General features: G+C 64.0%; 14 protein-coding genes. 7 read left to right on the forward strand and 7 right to left on the reverse strand.

What is annotated here, in order from left to right; all coding sequences use genetic code 11:
• Positions 1–178: 178 nt before the first annotated feature.
• Complete coding sequence (locus DEIDE_RS06595; protein WP_012693171.1) at positions 179–1,591, forward strand: aspartate kinase; 1,413 nt, start codon at positions 179–181, stop codon at positions 1,589–1,591.
• Positions 1,592–1,647: 56 nt separating this feature from the next.
• Here the strand turns inward: DEIDE_RS06595 and DEIDE_RS06600 are convergent, their stop codons facing one another.
• Positions 1,648–2,349, reverse strand: coding sequence for a phosphatase PAP2 family protein (locus DEIDE_RS06600; protein ID WP_242402967.1), 702 nt, complete (start codon positions 2,347–2,349; stop codon positions 1,648–1,650).
• A 203-nt stretch (positions 2,350–2,552) separates the two neighbouring features.
• Between DEIDE_RS06600 and DEIDE_RS19005 the strand changes: the two genes are divergently transcribed.
• Complete coding sequence (locus DEIDE_RS19005; protein ID WP_162485407.1) at positions 2,553–2,699, forward strand: hypothetical protein; 147 nt, start codon at positions 2,553–2,555, stop codon at positions 2,697–2,699.
• Between the two features lie 61 nt (positions 2,700–2,760).
• On the opposite strand, the gene uvrC is transcribed toward DEIDE_RS19005, so the two are convergent.
• From uvrC to DEIDE_RS06625, 4 genes are all read right to left on the reverse strand, one after another.
• The gene (gene uvrC / locus DEIDE_RS06610) at positions 2,761–4,614 is read right to left on the reverse strand and encodes an excinuclease ABC subunit UvrC (protein ID WP_012693173.1); all 1,854 of its coding nucleotides are present in this window, start codon (positions 4,612–4,614) and stop codon (positions 2,761–2,763) included.
• Positions 4,615–4,925: 311 nt separating this feature from the next.
• A complete protein-coding gene (gene aspS / locus DEIDE_RS06615) occupies positions 4,926–6,659 on the reverse strand; it encodes an aspartate--tRNA ligase (protein WP_012693174.1) in 1,734 nt (577 codons plus the stop codon).
• A complete protein-coding gene (gene hisS, locus DEIDE_RS06620; RefSeq protein WP_012693175.1) occupies positions 6,656–8,002 on the reverse strand; it encodes a histidine--tRNA ligase in 1,347 nt (448 codons plus the stop codon). Before hisS ends, aspS begins: the two co-directional genes overlap by 4 nt.
• 114 nt (positions 8,003–8,116) lie before the next feature.
• Positions 8,117–8,485 (reverse strand): IPT/TIG domain-containing protein, encoded by a 369-nt coding sequence (locus DEIDE_RS06625; RefSeq protein ID WP_012693176.1) that lies wholly within the window; start codon positions 8,483–8,485, stop codon positions 8,117–8,119.
• Between the two features lie 39 nt (positions 8,486–8,524).
• Here DEIDE_RS06625 and DEIDE_RS06630 point away from each other — a divergent pair, with 39 nt between their 5' ends.
• A complete protein-coding gene (locus DEIDE_RS06630; RefSeq protein ID WP_242402968.1) occupies positions 8,525–9,514 on the forward strand; it encodes a diacylglycerol/lipid kinase family protein in 990 nt (329 codons plus the stop codon).
• Positions 9,515–9,694: 180 nt separating this feature from the next.
• Positions 9,695–10,666 carry a tyrosine-type recombinase/integrase gene (locus DEIDE_RS06635; RefSeq protein WP_012693178.1) on the forward strand — a complete coding sequence of 324 codons (972 nt, stop codon included), beginning with the start codon at positions 9,695–9,697 and terminating at the stop codon, positions 10,664–10,666.
• Between the two features lie 4 nt (positions 10,667–10,670).
• On the opposite strand, the gene lnt is transcribed toward DEIDE_RS06635, so the two are convergent.
• A complete protein-coding gene (gene lnt / locus DEIDE_RS06640; RefSeq protein ID WP_012693179.1) occupies positions 10,671–12,110 on the reverse strand; it encodes an apolipoprotein N-acyltransferase in 1,440 nt (479 codons plus the stop codon).
• A gap of 75 nt (positions 12,111–12,185) precedes the next feature.
• Here lnt and DEIDE_RS06645 point away from each other — a divergent pair, with 75 nt between their 5' ends.
• Positions 12,186–12,890 (forward strand): metallophosphoesterase family protein, encoded by a 705-nt coding sequence (locus tag DEIDE_RS06645; protein WP_012693180.1) that lies wholly within the window; start codon positions 12,186–12,188, stop codon positions 12,888–12,890.
• A 79-nt stretch (positions 12,891–12,969) separates the two neighbouring features.
• Here the strand turns inward: DEIDE_RS06645 and DEIDE_RS06650 are convergent, their stop codons facing one another.
• Positions 12,970–14,115 carry an alanine--glyoxylate aminotransferase family protein gene (locus tag DEIDE_RS06650; protein ID WP_012693181.1) on the reverse strand — a complete coding sequence of 382 codons (1,146 nt, stop codon included), beginning with the start codon at positions 14,113–14,115 and terminating at the stop codon, positions 12,970–12,972.
• Between the two features lie 135 nt (positions 14,116–14,250).
• Between DEIDE_RS06650 and DEIDE_RS06655 the strand changes: the two genes are divergently transcribed.
• Together DEIDE_RS06655 and DEIDE_RS06660 are read left to right on the forward strand one after the other, a co-directional pair.
• Positions 14,251–14,940, forward strand: a complete 690-nt coding sequence (locus tag DEIDE_RS06655; RefSeq protein ID WP_012693182.1) for an HAD family hydrolase — start codon at positions 14,251–14,253, stop codon at positions 14,938–14,940.
• Positions 14,937–15,965 carry a dipeptidase gene (locus tag DEIDE_RS06660; protein ID WP_012693183.1) on the forward strand — a complete coding sequence of 343 codons (1,029 nt, stop codon included), beginning with the start codon at positions 14,937–14,939 and terminating at the stop codon, positions 15,963–15,965. The genes DEIDE_RS06655 and DEIDE_RS06660 overlap by 4 nt, the downstream gene beginning before the upstream one ends.
• Positions 15,966–15,980: the final 15 nt, after the last annotated feature.

The following is a 15,980-nucleotide window of genomic DNA, read 5'->3' on the forward strand; positions in this document are numbered from 1 at the left end:
CTCTCCGCTTGCCGGAGATGATCACCTCGCATATCGCAGTGTAACGCCTCTCGCAAGGGCGCTATTGGTGTGTTCTGGACACCAAAGGAATTCTGAACCTGGTGCAGACCTCCTGACCATACGGCGTTGCTCAGACGCCTGCTGCCGCGTGCGGGATGGCCGGGGCATACTGCGGGCCATGGCTTACTCGCTTCTGGTGATGAAATTCGGCGGGACGAATATGCAGGACGCCCGCGCGATCCGGCACAGCGCCTCCCTGGCCGGGCGTAGTGTGCGCGAGGGCATCCGGGTGGTGGTGGTCGTCTCGGCTATGGCGGGCGTCACCAACGCGCTTCTCAAGCTGGCTGACGCCGCGCAGGCTGGGGATATCGCGGCCGCCAACGATGAAATCGCCGCCATGCGCACCCGGCACTTCACGGCTGCCCAGGAACTTGGCGCCTCGCCCGACAGTGCCACTGTCCGCGAGATTCGCGAAATGCACGAAACCCTGCGTCAGGCGGTGTACGGCGTGTACCTGCTGCGTGAGCTGACGCACCGCTCTCGCGACCTGATCGTGGCTTTCGGTGAGCGCCTGTCCGCGCCGCTGATGGCCCTGGCCCTGGAGCAGTCCGGCCTGCGTGCCCATCACCTGACCGGCGGTGAGGCAGGCATTCTGACCGATGCCCACTTTGGCAACGCCAAGCCGCTTCCCGGCACGTACGAGCGCGTCAAGGACCGCCTCAGCGGTGTGCTGAGCGCTGGCGTCACGCCAGTCGTCGCGGGCTTTATGGGCGAGACCGACAAGGGCGCGACCACCACGCTGGGGCGCGGCGGAACCGACTTCAGCGCCACCATCATCGGCAAGGCGCTGGGTGCCGACGAAGTGTGGGCCTGGAAGGACGTCGACGGTGTCATGAGTGCCGACCCGCGTGTCGTGCAGGACGCCCGCAACATCGAGGTCCTCAGCTACGGCGAGGTGATGGAACTGGCGTATTTCGGCGCCAAGGTGCTGCATCCTCTGGCGGTCACGCCGCTGCAGGAAAGCGGGATCCCGCTGCGGGTCAAGAGCGCCGCCGACCCGGACTTCCCGGGGACCCTGGTGCAGGCCGACGCTCTGGATGACGGCCGCCACCCGGTCAAGGCCGTGACGGCCATTCGCAACGTCAGCATCATCAACGTCAGCGGCGCCGGTGCCCTGGGCGTGCCGGACGTCGTAGCGAGCCTGTTCGCCGCGATTGCCCGTGAAAACATCACCCTGCTGATGGTGTCGCAGAGCAGCTCCATGAGCAACGTTTCGCTGGCCGTGCAGAGCGTTGACGCCGAGCGCACCCTGGGTGCCCTGCGCAGTGCAGTCACTGCGGAACTGCAGGTCGAGGAACAGGCAGGCGTGGCCGTGCTGGCCATCGTGGGCAGCGGCATGCGTGGTCAGCGCGGCGTGGCTGCAGGGCTGTTCAGCGCCCTGGCCCAGTCCGAGATCAATATTCTGATGATTTCGCAGGGAAGCAGCGAGCTCAACATCAGCGTGGCGCTGGACGGCACCCAGGTTGAAGAGGCGACCCGCGCCGTACATCAGGCTTTCCGCCTCGGTGAACTGCCAGCCGCCGTTCACTAAGCTGGCGGCTGTTCACTGCGCGGACCACACCAGCCAGAGCACTCCAGGACGCCCCGTCACAGTTGCGGGGTGTCCGCCTTTTCTGACTCCTTGACCGTCAGGGACGGCCAGCGGGGGCGCATCAGCACGTACAGTCCATACACCCAGGCCGTGCTGGCCAGAAAGCCCACCAGCACATCAGTGGGATAGTGCACGCCCAGGTAGTTGCGGCTCGATCCGATAAGCAGCGCCCACAGCAGGGCCACCAGCGCCACAGGCCAGCGGACGCGTGTTCGCCAGAAGATCAGAGTCAGCGCAATGCTGAAGGCCGCATTCGACATGCTGTGCCCGCTGGGAAAGCTGAATCCCGGTTCCTCCAGAACGGCGCCCATCAGGTCCGGGCGGGGCCGTGAAAACACTGCTTTTGCAGCGAGGTTCAGCAGCGTCGCCCCGATGACACTCAGCACCAGAAACCACCCGTGGGGCCGGCGGTGCTGAAGGGCAAGTAACCACGCGGCCAGCAGAGTCAGAATGGGCAGGACCGGAACGCCAGCCACGGTGGCGAGCGCCTGTGCAGTGGCCGTCAATTCCGGGGTTCGACGTTCGCGGTACCAGTCCAGGATGGCCTGGTCCCAGGCGAAGCCCCCATCCTGAAACACGTCCTTGACCAGATCGGCAATCAGGACCAGGGGGGTCAGAACACCCAAGAGCAGCAGTGCCAGCGCCTTCCAGTGCCGCTTGAGGAAGGGCAGCAGTTCCAGGCGCACACGAGAGAACATCCCCGCCATTACACGCCACAGCCCTGCTGGACTGGCTTACGGGATTCTTTAGCAGACTCCTTCCAGGGCCACCCCGTAAGCCAGTGTGCTGAGCTGCTGGTGCGCGGCTGGCGCATGTGCTCACAGTGGGCCATACCGCACCATAGGGGTACCTCGGGCCGGCCAAGGGTGCCAGCGTGGCAGCGGCCCGACAGGACACGAGCATGCACTTTCATATCGAACTTGCCCAGCAACGGGCGCAGGACCTTCGGCAGGAAGCTGCTCAGCGTCGCCTGATCCGGGAAGCTCAGGCCCGCAAACGCCGAAAATTCCGTTTCCCCTCGCTCCTCGGTCATCTGCGTCTCGCATGACGGTGAAGGTCACCAGACACCGCCCACTTCAGCTGAAGTGGGCGGCTTCATAGAGGACTGCTCAGCTGGTAATGGGCGCCTGATTGGCCGCCCGCTGCGCCAGAAAGGTCTTGACGCTCTGGGCCGCGCGGGTGGTCATCCCCGGCACCGCTGCAATCTGCTCGACCGGCGCAGCTGCCAGGTCTTCGAGGCTGGTGAAGTGCTCCAGCAGGGCGTCCCTGCGTTTCTGCCCGATTCCCGGCAGATCGTCGAACACGCTGCGCAGCATGTCCTGACCGCGCAATTTGCGGTGATAGGTCACGGCGTAGTTGTGCACCTCATCGCGAACGCCAATCAGCATCCGCAGCGCCGGATGTGTCTGAGGCAGCAGCAATTCACGGTCCACGCCAATTTCAGTTCCGTTTTCCAGCCACCACTGCGCTCCATAGCGTCCCGGCAGAATCAGGCGTTCCTCGCGTTTGGCCAGGCCGACCACCGGAACCTGAATGCCAGCCTCACGCAGGGCGTCCAGTGCGGCGTTCACCTGCCCCCGCCCGCCGTCGATCAGGATCAGGTCCGGCAGCGGCAACTTGTCAGCCAGACTTCCGGTAAAGCGGCGGCTGATGGTCTGTTTCATGCTGGTGTAATCGTCAGGGTGGTCCAGTCCTCGCACCTTGAACCGGCGGTGCTCGCCGCGCCGTGCCCGCCCACCCTCGAAGACCACCATGCCGGACACGATGTTGGTGCCAAACAGGTTGCTGTTGTCATACCCTTCGATCCGCCAGGGACGGTCAGGCAGGGCCAGCGCTTCACGCAGGGCGTCGAGGCCGGGATGATCTCCCCGGCGCTCCAGCAGCGCGAGCTCGGATTCCAGTCCGGTATTGGCGTTGCGCTGGGCCATCTCGACCAGATCCACCTTGTCGCCCCGCTTGGGGGTGCGCATCTCGATCCTGCGTCCAGCCTTCTCCGACAGGAAGGCACTCCAGATCGGGGTGTCGTCAAAATCGGCCGGCAGCAAGATCAAAGGGGGAACATGCGTGGCCTGCGTGTAGTAGTCCTGCACAAAGGCCTCGACAATCTCGCCCAGCGGGCTGTCCTCAGTTCCGGTCAGGAAACGCTTGTCTCGCCCCACAACCCGCCCGCCGCGCATCCGGAACAGCTGAACCATGGCGTATTCGCCGGCCTGCGCCGCCCCGAGAAAGTCAAGGTCCGTTTCGTCGCTCACGAAGGCGTGCTGCTCGGTTCCGAACAGCTTTTCGACGGCCTGCACGCGGTCCCGCAGCCGGCCAGCCTGTTCAAAGTCCCTGGCCAGGGCGGCGGCTTTCATGTCCTCTTTGAGTCTGGCGATCACAGGTGCCGCGCGGCCTTCAAGCAGGCTTTTGACGTCCTCCACTACCCGGCGGTAATCGTCCACCGGAGCCGCGTCAATGCATGGTCCCAGACACCGGCCCATGTGATAGTTCAGGCATGGCCGGGCTTTTTTCTGGAGTGGCAGGCCCGAGTTTTTGCGCAGGGGGAACATGGTGTCGATCAGATGCTTCACGCGACGGACGGCAGAGGAGTCCGGGTACGGGCCGTAGTAACTGCCGCCATCCTTGAGAACGCGCCGCGTGACCACCAGCATGGGGTAGGTCTCGTTGGTCAGTTTCAGGAACGGGTAGTGCTTGTCGTCCTTCAGCGTGACGTTGTAATGCGGGCGGTGCTGCTTAATGAGGTTGGCTTCCAGAACCAGAGCCTCAACCTCGTTGCGTGCGGTGATGAATTCCAGCGTGTCTGCGAGCGCCGTGAATTTGCCGCTCTTGCCGCCGGCCTTGAAGTGCTGCCCGACGCGTGACCGCAGGTTGTTGGCCTTCCCGATATAGATCGGCGTCCCCCCCTTGCGGAAGATATACACGCCGGGCGTGGTGGGCAGCACGGGAAGGTCGTCAAAACGCATTCCAGACAGCATAGGGGAGCGAGCTGCCGGCGACGGGAAGCGGGCCTACGAACCGGTAGTGGCTTGAGCCATAGTTCAAGAGAGGACCCATTGTGGTGACGTAAGAGTTGGGTCTCAGTCGGTGACGAGGGCTGTATATGAGACAAGCAGCGCGAAGGCCGGTACATTGGAGCTGTTCCCATGACAGCAATAGCTATCGATCTTTATCCATTCGCGTAGAGAACCGGAAAATCACGAATTGGATTTATCGTGAATGATTTCACTTGTTCTACTTGAGACAAGAGGGGCGCCAAGCCCCTCCATTTCAATCTTCAGGAAGGGGAGAGCACACCTACTCCAAGCTCCGCCAGTTGTGCGTCGTCCACCAACGACGGCGCTTCGGCCATCAGGTCAGCCCCACGGTTGTTCTTGGGAAAGGCAATCACCTCTCGAATGCTGCTTGCTCCGCTCATGACCATAACCAGGCGGTCAAACCCCCAGGCGATGCCGCCGTGCGGAGGAGTCCCGTATTCCAGGGCGTCCATGAAGAACCCGAACTTCTCGCGTGCCTGCGCCTCGGTAAAACCGATGGCTTCAAACATCTTGGTCTGCACGGCCGGGTCGTGAATCCGGACGCTGCCGCCACCGACCTCGAATCCGTTGAGCACCAGATCGTAAGCCTGGGCCCTGATTTCACCCTGGCGCAGGGTGCCGAACAACTCCGCGTCATCCGGGTGAGGCGCGGTGAAGGGATGATGCATGTAAGTCCAGGTGCCACTGTCTTCGTCAAATTCAAGCTGAGGAAAGTCAGTGACCCAGGAAACGTGAAAGCGTGGTCCGCTGGACGTCAGGTCAAACAGATCACGCACGGCGAGGCGGACGGCTCCCAGCGCGGTCACGGCCTTTTTCCAATCACCGGCGGCAAACAGGAGGGTCCCGCCGTCCTGCACGCCACTGCGCTTGATCAGCTGAGGCGCCACACTGCCGACAAACTTGCTGATCCCGCCGGTAAAGCTGTCGCCGTCACGCTTAAGCCAGGCGAGCCCTCCTGCACCGTTCTGCTTCGCGACCCGTTCCAGTTCGTCAATCTGCTTGCGGGTCAGCTCCGCAGCCGCGAGAACCTTCACGCTCTGAGCTGCAGCAAAGGCCTTGAATTCGCCGCCCTGAAACAGATCGGTCACGTCTACCAGGGCAGACTCGAACCGCAGGTCAGGCTTGTCCGAGCCATAGCGGTCCATCGCGTCGAAGTAGCTCAGCCGCGGGAACGGCCGGGGAAGGTCCACGTCCAGCGTGGCCTTGAACACGTGGGCCATCAGCCCTTCTTGAAGTTCGAGCACGTCGTCCTGCTCGACGAAGCTCATTTCCATGTCCAGCTGCGTGAAGTCAGGCTGACGGTCGGCGCGCAGGTCCTCGTCACGGAAGCAGCGGGCGAACTGGTAGTAGCGGTCGTATCCGGCAATCATCAGCAGCTGCTTGAACAGCTGGGGCGACTGAGGCAGCGCGTAAAACTCGCCTGGGTTCAGGCGGCTGGGCACCAGGAAGTCGCGCGCGCCTTCAGGCGTGGACTTGGTGAGCATCGGCGTTTCCACCTGCACGAAACCGCTAGAGTCCAGGAAAGCCGTAACAGCCGCCATCGCGCGGGACCGGAGCAGCAGGTGGCGCTGCATCTCTGGTCTACGCAGGTCCAGGTACCGGTACTTCAGGCGGATATCCTCCGCCACGCTCTCGCCCTTGTCGAGCTCAAAGGGTGGCGTCTTGGCGGTGTTGAGGACCTTTACGCGGGATGCGATCACCTCGTAATCCGCTGCGCCGCCTTTCCGCTGGTTTTCAGGGCGCGCCCGATAGATACCCTCGACCTCGGCCACGTACTCGGCGCGCAGCTGGTCCGCCTGGGCAAAAGCAGGGGAGTCCGGCTCAACCTGCACCTGCACCAGACCGCTGCGGTCACGCAACTCCAGGAAGATCAGCCCGCCCAGGTCACGGCGCCGGTTCACCCAGCCCTGCAGAGTGACGGCCTGGTCGAGGTGCGTGGTGCTGAGCTGTCCGATAAGGGCGGTGCGTTTCATGCCTTCTCCTGCGGGGTGGGGTCGTGGGGAATTGCGGGGGAGTGCTGATCAGCCTGCCCGGCGAGGAAGGCCTGCAGGTCGCGGGTTTGGACCTTGGACTGCTGGCCGGTCTGGAGGTTCTTGATGCTCAAGGTGTCTTGCGCGACTTCATCAGAGCCGATCAGCGCAATAAACCGGGCTCCCCTGCGTTCGGCGTCGCGGAAAGCGGCTGCTGGTTTCATGGCGCGGTAGGCGAACTCGGCGCGTGCCGTCCGGCGGGTGGTCAGGGCAACTGTGGCCGCGTAGGTGACGTTCTCATCGTCCATAGCCGCGACGTACAGCAAAGGTCCTGAGGTCTCGGGCAACGCCACCCCTTCGGCGTCCATGGCCAGCAGCAGCCGCTCTATTCCGAAGGCCCAGCCGATACCGGGAACCACTTCCTTGCTGCCCAGCTCCTGTGCCAGCCCGTCGTAGCGGCCGCCGCCGCCCAGGGCGGATTTGGCGCCTACACCCTCGTGGTGCAGTTCCCACGCAGTGCGCCGGTAATAATCCAGGCCGCGCACGATGCTCGGGTCCACTTCGTAGGACACGTCCCAGGCATTCAGATAAGCCTGCACCTGCTCGAAGTGCGTCCGTGCACCCTCGCCCAGAAAGTCCAGCATGGGCCGCACACCAAGCTGAGCGATCAGTGTCTGGTCGCTTTCACTCTTGCTGTCCAGAATCCGCATGGGATTGCGGTTCAGGCGGTCCTTGCTGTCGTCCGACAACGCTTCCAGATGAGGGGTGAATAGCTCCCGCAGGTACGTGTTGTACGCCTCGCGGTCCTCGGGGTCACCGATACTGCCCAGCTTGACCTTGACTTTCTGAACGCCCAGGGCGCGCACGACCTCGGTCATCAGGGCAATGGCCTCCGCGTCAACCAGCGCGTCGGCGCTGCCCAGGACCTCGTAATCCACCTGGTGAAACTGACGCAGCCGGCCCTTCTGCACGTTTTCTGCCCGGAACATGGGGCCATGGGTCCAGAGCTTCAGGGGCGCCGGTAGCTGCTTGAGCCCATTTTGCAGGTACGAGCGCACCAGGCCGGCCGTGCCTTCAGGCCGCAGGATAAAACCCCCGTGATCCCCGAAGTAATACACGGTGAACATCTCCTTGCGCACGATGTCGGTGCTGCCGCCCACGCCACGCTGAACCAGCTCAGCTTCCTCGAACAGCGGTGTATCGGTGAACTGGGCGCCGGCGCGCTCCAGTACCCGCCGGGCGGTTTCACGGACAAACGTGAAGGCCGCCGCACGGGTGTCCAGACTGAGTTTCGGGCTGCCGTCCGGCAGGTGGTCCTGGGTCCCCTTGGGACGCTTGATCGCCATAACAGAGGAAGTGTAGCGCCCGCCGGCAAATCCTGCGCATATCGGCGCTGAATGCGGGCAGGGAAGAGGGCCGCTCCCAAACATAGGAAGCCGGCCCTCAAAGACTGAATAGGCTTACTGACGAACGCTGTAGGGCAACCCCGTCGACTGCCGGCCCCCAACCTCAACGAACAGCCAGGAGCCGCCCACTGGGGCGTCAGCCGGGATGGTCAGCACGATTTCGGTATCGGACCAGGAGCGTACGGCCGCGGCAGGGAAGACAAAGCCGCCCTCACCGCGCTCATTGGCACCCAGACGAACACGGCCCGTTGCCGGGCCTCCCAGGTAACGTCCCTGGATGGTCACGGTTCCGCCGCGCGCCGCCGGTTCAGACAGCTTGATCAGCATTGGCGTCACCGTCACCTGCTGGGACACCTGAGCGGTTGGGGAGCAGGATGCGAGAAGACCAGCACACAGTAAAGAAGCAACAAAGAAATGACGCATAGCAACAGCCTCCGTGAACGCAGTCTAATGATCCCTAAGATGACCGGTCAAACACCACCCCCCAGCGAAACACCTGACTTACCAGACATCTCCGCGGCTGAGACCGACGCCCTGGCCGCCCGGCGCATCCTGGTCGTCTGGAACCCACGCAGTGGTCACGGCGACAGTCCGTTGCCGCAGTTCATTGAGCTGCTCCGCGCGGCCGGCGCCGACGTGACGGACCGCGAACTGGAGCCTGATACCCCCATGGCTGACTACGTTCACGATGTCGAGACCTATGACGCCGTCGTTGCCGCTGGTGGCGACGGCACAGTGAGCAGCCTGGCTTACGCCACTCGCTACAAGAATATTCCGCTTCTGGCATACCCGGCCGGAACCGCCAACCTGATCGCGCAGAATCTGGACCTGCCCAAAACCCCGGAGGAACTCGTGGAGGTCATGCGGGACGGGCACTCGGTACGCCTGGACCTGGGCGAGATCGAGGTCAAGGGAGAAAACCGCGGCTTTGCCATGCTGGCTGGCGCTGGTGCCGACGCGGCCATGATCCGGGACAGCGAGGAGCTCAAGGAAAAGTACGGGGAAATGGCCTACGTCATCAGTGCCATGAAACAGCTCAACCCGAAGAAGACCACCTTCAACCTGATCATTGACGGTGAACCACGTTCGTTCGAAGGCATCGGTGTCATGGTGGCGAACCTGGGTATGGCCAACTACCGGCTGCCGATCACCAGCGACATCAGCCCTTCGGACGGGCGCTTCACAGTGATTCTGATGAAAGCAGGGAATATCTTCCGGCTGGTGCCCAACCTCATCGACTCGGTACGCGCCAAGTTCAACCTCGGTGATCCCATGTTCAGCAGCAACCTGGAGACCATTGAGGCCCGTCAGGTCCAGGTGGACGCGGTCGAACCGTTCCCGCTACAGTTCGACGGCGAGCTCCATGTGGAAACCACGCCGTTTGTGGCCCGCATCCTGCCTGGCGCTGTCCGGTTCATCACGCCAGTGCGGCGGGACGAGCTGGATACCTGAAATGTCGCTGCTGTAGCCGACAGATTTTCGCCAAGCTCACAGGAGGCCCAGGAAGGGGCCTCCAAAGTGTTTTGAGGGATACGGGAGGGGCCAGATATCAGCCGCCAAAGCTCGGACGCACATCTCCGTGTCCCCACCGCCGATGTATTCCGTTGATAATGCATGTTATCATCGGAACACATGACCACTGATCTGGTTCCCTTTACCGCCGACCGCCTGGGTCAGGCCCGGACCTTCAGCAGCTTGGGCGACGAGGCCCTGAAGGTCCGGGCCGTCACAGCAGCGCGCGACAAGGACTTCGCTGAATTGTGGCCACTAACCCTGGCTTACCTGACCACCGACACCAGCGGCGGTGTGGCACTGAGTCCGCATACGCTGCGCGCCTACCGCAAAGGTGTCGAGGTTCTGTTGACCCACGCCCGGGAGCATGCCTGGAACCTGCTGCACCCGGGCCGGCGTGAACCGGGTTTGTATGTGGCAGCTCTCAGCAGTTCCGGTCTCAAACCTGCCACAGTCATGGCCCGCGTCGCGGCGGCGGCGGCACTATACCGCGCGCTGCGCTGGGCAGGCGCCACCGACGCTGACCCGTTCGCGGATGTAAAGCGCCCCAAGGACCGCACGCGTGGCATCGTCAAGAATCCGCCGTACCGGGCTGAATTCGTGCAGGCGATGCTGGAGCACGCCGACGACCAGGAGCGGGCGCTGCTGCTGCTGCTGACCCACGCGGGGCTGCGCATTGCCGAGGCGCTGGCAGTGGAGTGGGCTCACGTGGACCTGCCACGCCGCCGGTTACTGGTCGCTCATGGTAAGGGCGACAAGGCGAGGCGGGTGCCCATGAGTGGCATGCTCCGTGAGGCGCTGAGAGCGCTGCACGAGAGTTCAGGCGCGGCGACCTCCGGGCGCGTTCTGGCCTTCCGGGCGTATTCCACTGCCTATGACCGGTTGCAGAAGCTGGCGCTGAAGGCTGGCCGGGAACATGAGTTCCGCGGCTTTCATGCCGGGCGCAAGTACGCCGGAACCCAGTTGTACGCGGCGACCAAGGACTTTACGAGGGTCGCGGGTTTCCTGGGACATGAACAGGTGGACACCACACGCCGTTACGTGGAGGTTCCGGAAGACGATCTCGACGATATTGTCGAGCATTTCCGCTGAGGGGTCAGCTGATGCGGCGGCGTTCCGACCGTTCGATCAGCAGCCCGAAGAGGACCATCAGTCCGGCCAGACTCAGGGCCGGCAGGTCACCCCACCGTTGATAGAGAGTCTGGCCCTCCAGCAGGCGGTACCGGGCGTGGATGACGCCCTCTCCCCTGCTGAGCGTCTGGCGGGGGCGACCCAGGTCGTCAATGACGGCCGCGACCCCCTCATTGACGCTGCGCAGCACCCAGCGCCGGTTCTCGATGGCCCGCACGCGACCCATCATGAAGTGCTGCTGCACCCCCCACCCGTCGTACCAGCCGTCGTTGCTGGCGTTGACCAGCACCTGCGCGCCCTTGTTGCTCAGCTGCCGCGCAACCCAGGGGAACACGCTGTCATAACACACGTAGGCACCGTAACGCACCCCGTCCAGGGTCAGAACGTTGAGAGCCTGGGCAGCCGGGACACTCGTGAGAGACAGGCCGATCTGCCGCTCGATGATGTGCCACAGAGGAGCCACCGCCTGACGCAGGGGGTAGTATTCGCCAAACGGTACTGGCCGGGCCTTGTCCGTACTGCTGGTGATCTGCTGACCATCCCAGGCCACAACGCGGTTGGCCCGGAGGCCACTACTGAAGGAGGCACCATACAGGCCGCCTGCAGGCGCCTGCGGCACCAGTTCTTCCTTACGAATGGCGCTCTCGGACCAGATCACCACCTCGCCAGGCTGACGGAAGCGCGACAGGCGCAGATACTGCGCCACGTCCTCTTCGGGAGTAAGCACCTGACTGGCACGGCCAAAGGTGTCAATGGTGTTGCGCTGCAGCAGAGCCCGACCTTCGGGCCCCTGGGAGGAAGTGCGCGTCACGCCGTAGGCCAGGGCCAGAATCCACACCGCACTCATAGCCAGCAGTGGCGTGCGGCGGTCCAGCCAGAAGCTGACCAGGGCGGCAGCCGTAGCCGCAACGATCACGCTCCCCAACAGGACGCCGCCCAGGTCCGCGACCTGGATCATGGGCGTGGGCAGCAGCGTATACCCGAGTGAAGGCCACGGAAAGGCCAGGGGACCTAGAAAACGCAGCCATTCCAGGCCCACCCAGACGCCGGCCAGTACCCAGACCCGGGCGTGGGCGCTGCGGACCAGCCTGGCAGCCAGCAGTGCCATAACAGCGAGAAAGGCACCTTCCAGGGCATACAGGACCAGCGCCAGGGCACCGGCCGGCGGGAAGCCAAACAGCTTGCCCAGGAAGGCCGTGAGCCACCACAGATGGACGGCGCTGTAGGCCGTTCCCGCCCACCACATCCGGGTGGCCACCGCCCGGGTACCCACAGGCTGGGCCACGTACAGCAGCAGCACCGCCAGAGGCAAGGGCGTGACGAAGCTCCATTGCAGAGGCAGGTTGCACAGGGCCAGGGTGATACCTATCAGGACACACACGAGGGGGACGGGCAGGCGCGACATCTGTGGGGCATCATAGTCGTCTATCTGGGGGGGTTATGCCCTGTTGCCGACAAATTGCTTTAGGATGGAGGCACCTTGCGTCTGGCCTTTATCAGTGACCTTCATGGAAATATCCACGCGTTGACAGCCGTCAAACGCTTCCTCGCGGAGAACCCGGTCAGTCAGGTCATCGTGGTAGGTGACATGGTCGGCTACGGCGCCAGCCCGGGTCCGGTGATCGATTTCGTGCGCAGAGAAGGCTGGCCGGTCGCGCTGGGCTCAAGCGATATGCGTGTTGCCATGGAACTTGGGGAACGTGCGGACCGGCGTGGTGTAGCCGAGCAGGTTCTGTCCTGGTCACGGACGATGCTGTCTCCGGACCAGATGGATTTTCTGCGCCGGTTGCCTCCCGGGGGCCGCCTGACCACCCCGATAGGTCGGGTGCGGTTCTTTCACGGCAGCCCCCATGACCCTGAACGGCGGGTGGACCTCATGGCCCACGAGCGGGACCTGGAGATCCTGGCCGAGGAACTTGCCTCCCGCGTGGTCGTCGTTGCAGGCACCCACGTTCCCTTTGTGCGGGTCATCGGCGAGACCACCTTTGTCGACCCAGGCAGTGTGGGGCTGTCGCTGAACCATGAGCCCGGCGCCGACGTGGCCATCGTGGACTGCGGAGGACGCAAACCCAAAGTCACCCTGCACAAGGTCAGCTACGATTACGCGTCCAGCGCGTTTGACATCATGGCCTGGAACCTGCCCCCGGTGATTGCAGACGTGATCCGTACCGGCCGGATGGGCTGAGCTGGGAGGGTTCAGAAATGAAAACAGAAGCGTGGCGGAATTTGACCGCCACGCTTCTGTCTTGTCTGTCTTATCTGTCTTATACCAGCACGCCGTGTACGGCTTCATCGAAGCGGCCAGCCAGACCGCGTTCTCCCAGCAGGTCCTCAAGGGCAACCATCAGGGCGCGGTACGGAGCCGGGTGGGCACTCTCACCCATCAGGCCCAGACGCCAGATCACGCCCGCCGTTGGTCCCAGGCCACCGGTGACGCTGATCTCACGGCGTCGCAGCGCCTGACGAATTCCAGCGTCGTCAAAACCGTCCGGGAGGCGCAGGGCCAGCACGGTCGGTAAGCGGTCCTGGGGGCGCTCGACGTAATGGCTGAAACCCAGGGGCGCGAGCGTCTGGGTGATGGCCTGGCCCAGCAGGGCCACCCGGCGCTGGCGCTCGACCAGGCCTTCTTCCAGAGCGGCGCGCAGAGCGGCGTGGAAGGCAAAGTGGAGATTTACCGGCACCGTGTGGTGGTAGGTGTGGTCCACCCAGTAGTCACGCAGACCCTCCAGGTCGCAGTACCACAGGGGCACCTTTGTGCGGCGGGCGGAAAAGCGGGCAAAGGCGCGTTCACTGACGGCTATGGGCGCCAGCCCGGGAGGAGCGGAGAGGCATTTCTGGGCGCCGGTGTAGGCGTAGTCCACCCCCCACTCGGCCATGTGGAACGGCTCCATGCCGGCTGTGGTGACGGCATCGACGGTCAGCAGGGCGCCGCTGCCGCGCACAAGTTCAGCTATTTCCGGAACAGGATTAAGCACCCCGGTGCTGGTTTCACCGTGCACCACGGCCACCATATTCACACCGTCCAGATGGGCCGCGACATCCTGTGGGCGAATGGCCTCGCCCAGCGGTGCGGTGACCAGGCGGACGCGGGCACCGTAGCGGCCGGCCATCTCGGCCATGCGGCTGCCGAAGCTCCCGTTGGCGCACACCAGCACCTCGTCGCCTGCCTCTACCAGGTTGGCGAAGCCCGCCTCCATTCCCAGGCTGCCCGTTCCTGCCAGAAGGGCTGTGAACGCCTGCGGCTCGGTACCGTACATGACGCGCAGATCAGCCTGAATCTCGCTGTTCAGAGCGAAGACTTCAGGGTCCATGTGGCCCAGCATCGGCCGGATCAGCGCCTGCTGGGCGCGCGGGTGGATGGGCGTGGGGCCGGGAGTCAGGAGAATGTGCTCGGGGTGCGGCTCGAACATACCTCCATGCTAGAGGGCTGGGACCCATCTGGCAATTTTATTGCTAGACATTGACAACTCAGATGATTCAGAGCAACAGAATTGCGCAAAAACCCAGATTTCCGGCTTCAGCACGGGTGGAGTCAGCACAGTAATATGGCGTGCATGGCTTCTTCCGGATCTTCCCCACGCCTCCGTGCAGTGTTGTTTGACCGAGACGACACCATCGCGTACACCGACCCCGCGGTGTACCGCGAGGCGGCGGCGTGGGCCGCCGGACGCTTCGGACTCGACGCACAGGTGGTCAGCGAGGCACTCGCAGCCCAGTGGAAGGCGCGGGCCCTGAGCTGGAGGGACCTGCGCACCCACGAGGACGAGGCGGATTTCTGGATGACGTACGGTCTGAAACTCACAGGTCGCCTGGGCCTGCCTGAATCTTTGGCCGCAGAGTGGATGGAAGCCTACCCCTACGAGCGCTACATGAAGCCGGTTCCTGGCGCGCGGGAAGTGCTGGGTGAACTGTGCTCCCGAGGGCTGAAAATCGGAGTCCTGAGCAATACCCTGCCCAGCATCCACCGCACGCTTCAGGCCCTCGAACTTCATGACCTGGTGGATGTGGCGGTGGCCACCTGCGTGATCGGCACACACAAGCCGGGCGCAGGCGCCTACGCGCATGCACTGGAGGCGCTGGGTGTGCCACCCCACGAAGTTCTGTTTGTGGATGACAAGGTCGAGAACGTCGCAGCCGCCCGCGAGCTGGGGATGCAGGCCACCCTGATCGACCTTCAGGGTGAGAACCCGCAGGCCATCCACGACCTGCGCGCCGTCCTGGAGCTGGTGGGATGACACGGACACCAGGATTTCTCATCGACGGACACCTGGATCTGGCCATGAACGGTCTGGATGGCAGAGACCTGACGCTGCCGCTCGGCATCCTGCGGGCGAATGATCCGGTCACCGGGCAGACCGCGACTGTATCGTTTCCGGAAATGCGTGAGGCCGGAACGCGGGTGTGTCTGGGCACGCTGTTTGCCATGCCGCGCACCGCAGAGTCACCGCAGGGCTATGTGGACGCTGAAGGTGCCCGCCGTCAGGCCCTGGCGCAGCTTGACCAGTACCGCCGCTGGGAAGCTCAGGGCCAGATTACGCTCCTGGCAGGTGCTCAGGCCGTGTCGGCGCATCTGCAGCAGGAAGATGCGGATGTGCCGCTGGGCGTGGTGCTGCTGATGGAAGGCGCCGATCCGGTCCGTGACGCGGATGACCTCAGCTTCTGGGTAGAGGCCGGCGTTAGGATCATCGGCCCTGCATGGGGGGCGACCCGCTATGCGGGAGGAACCGGGGCGCCAGGACCGCTGACCGACGCAGGCAAGGCCCTGGTCACGGCGATGCGCGACCTGAACCTCACCGTCGACGCCTCGCACCTGGACGACGCGGCGTTCTGGGACGTGGTGGAGATAGGTCCCCGCCTGATCGCGTCACACTCCAACGCCCGCGCCCGAATGGCGCGTCAGGATGGGCAGCCGGCCAGCAACCGCCACCTGAGTGACGAGATGGCCCGCGCAGTGGCCGCGACGGGCGGCGTGGTCGGTCTGGTGTATCTCAGCAGTTTTATCCAGCCGGACTGGAAGCCCACAGACGCCCGCGCCCCACTGCAGAAGCTGGCCGACCACGCCCGGCATTACGCCGAACTGATCGGCTGGGACCGGGTGGTGCTGGGTACCGACATGGACGGCGGCTTCGGGCAGCAGAAATGCCCCGCCGGGATTGACCGGTACGCGGACGTCCCACGGCTTCTGGACCTGCTGCCGAAAGCCGCGCGGGCGGGAGTGGCCGGGGAGAACTGGGCGCGCTGGCTGGAAACCTACCTCTGAAGCGGGGCTGCTGAT

Source organism: Deinococcus deserti VCD115, from assembly GCF_000020685.1.
GTDB lineage: Bacteria > Deinococcota > Deinococci > Deinococcales > Deinococcaceae > Deinococcus > Deinococcus deserti.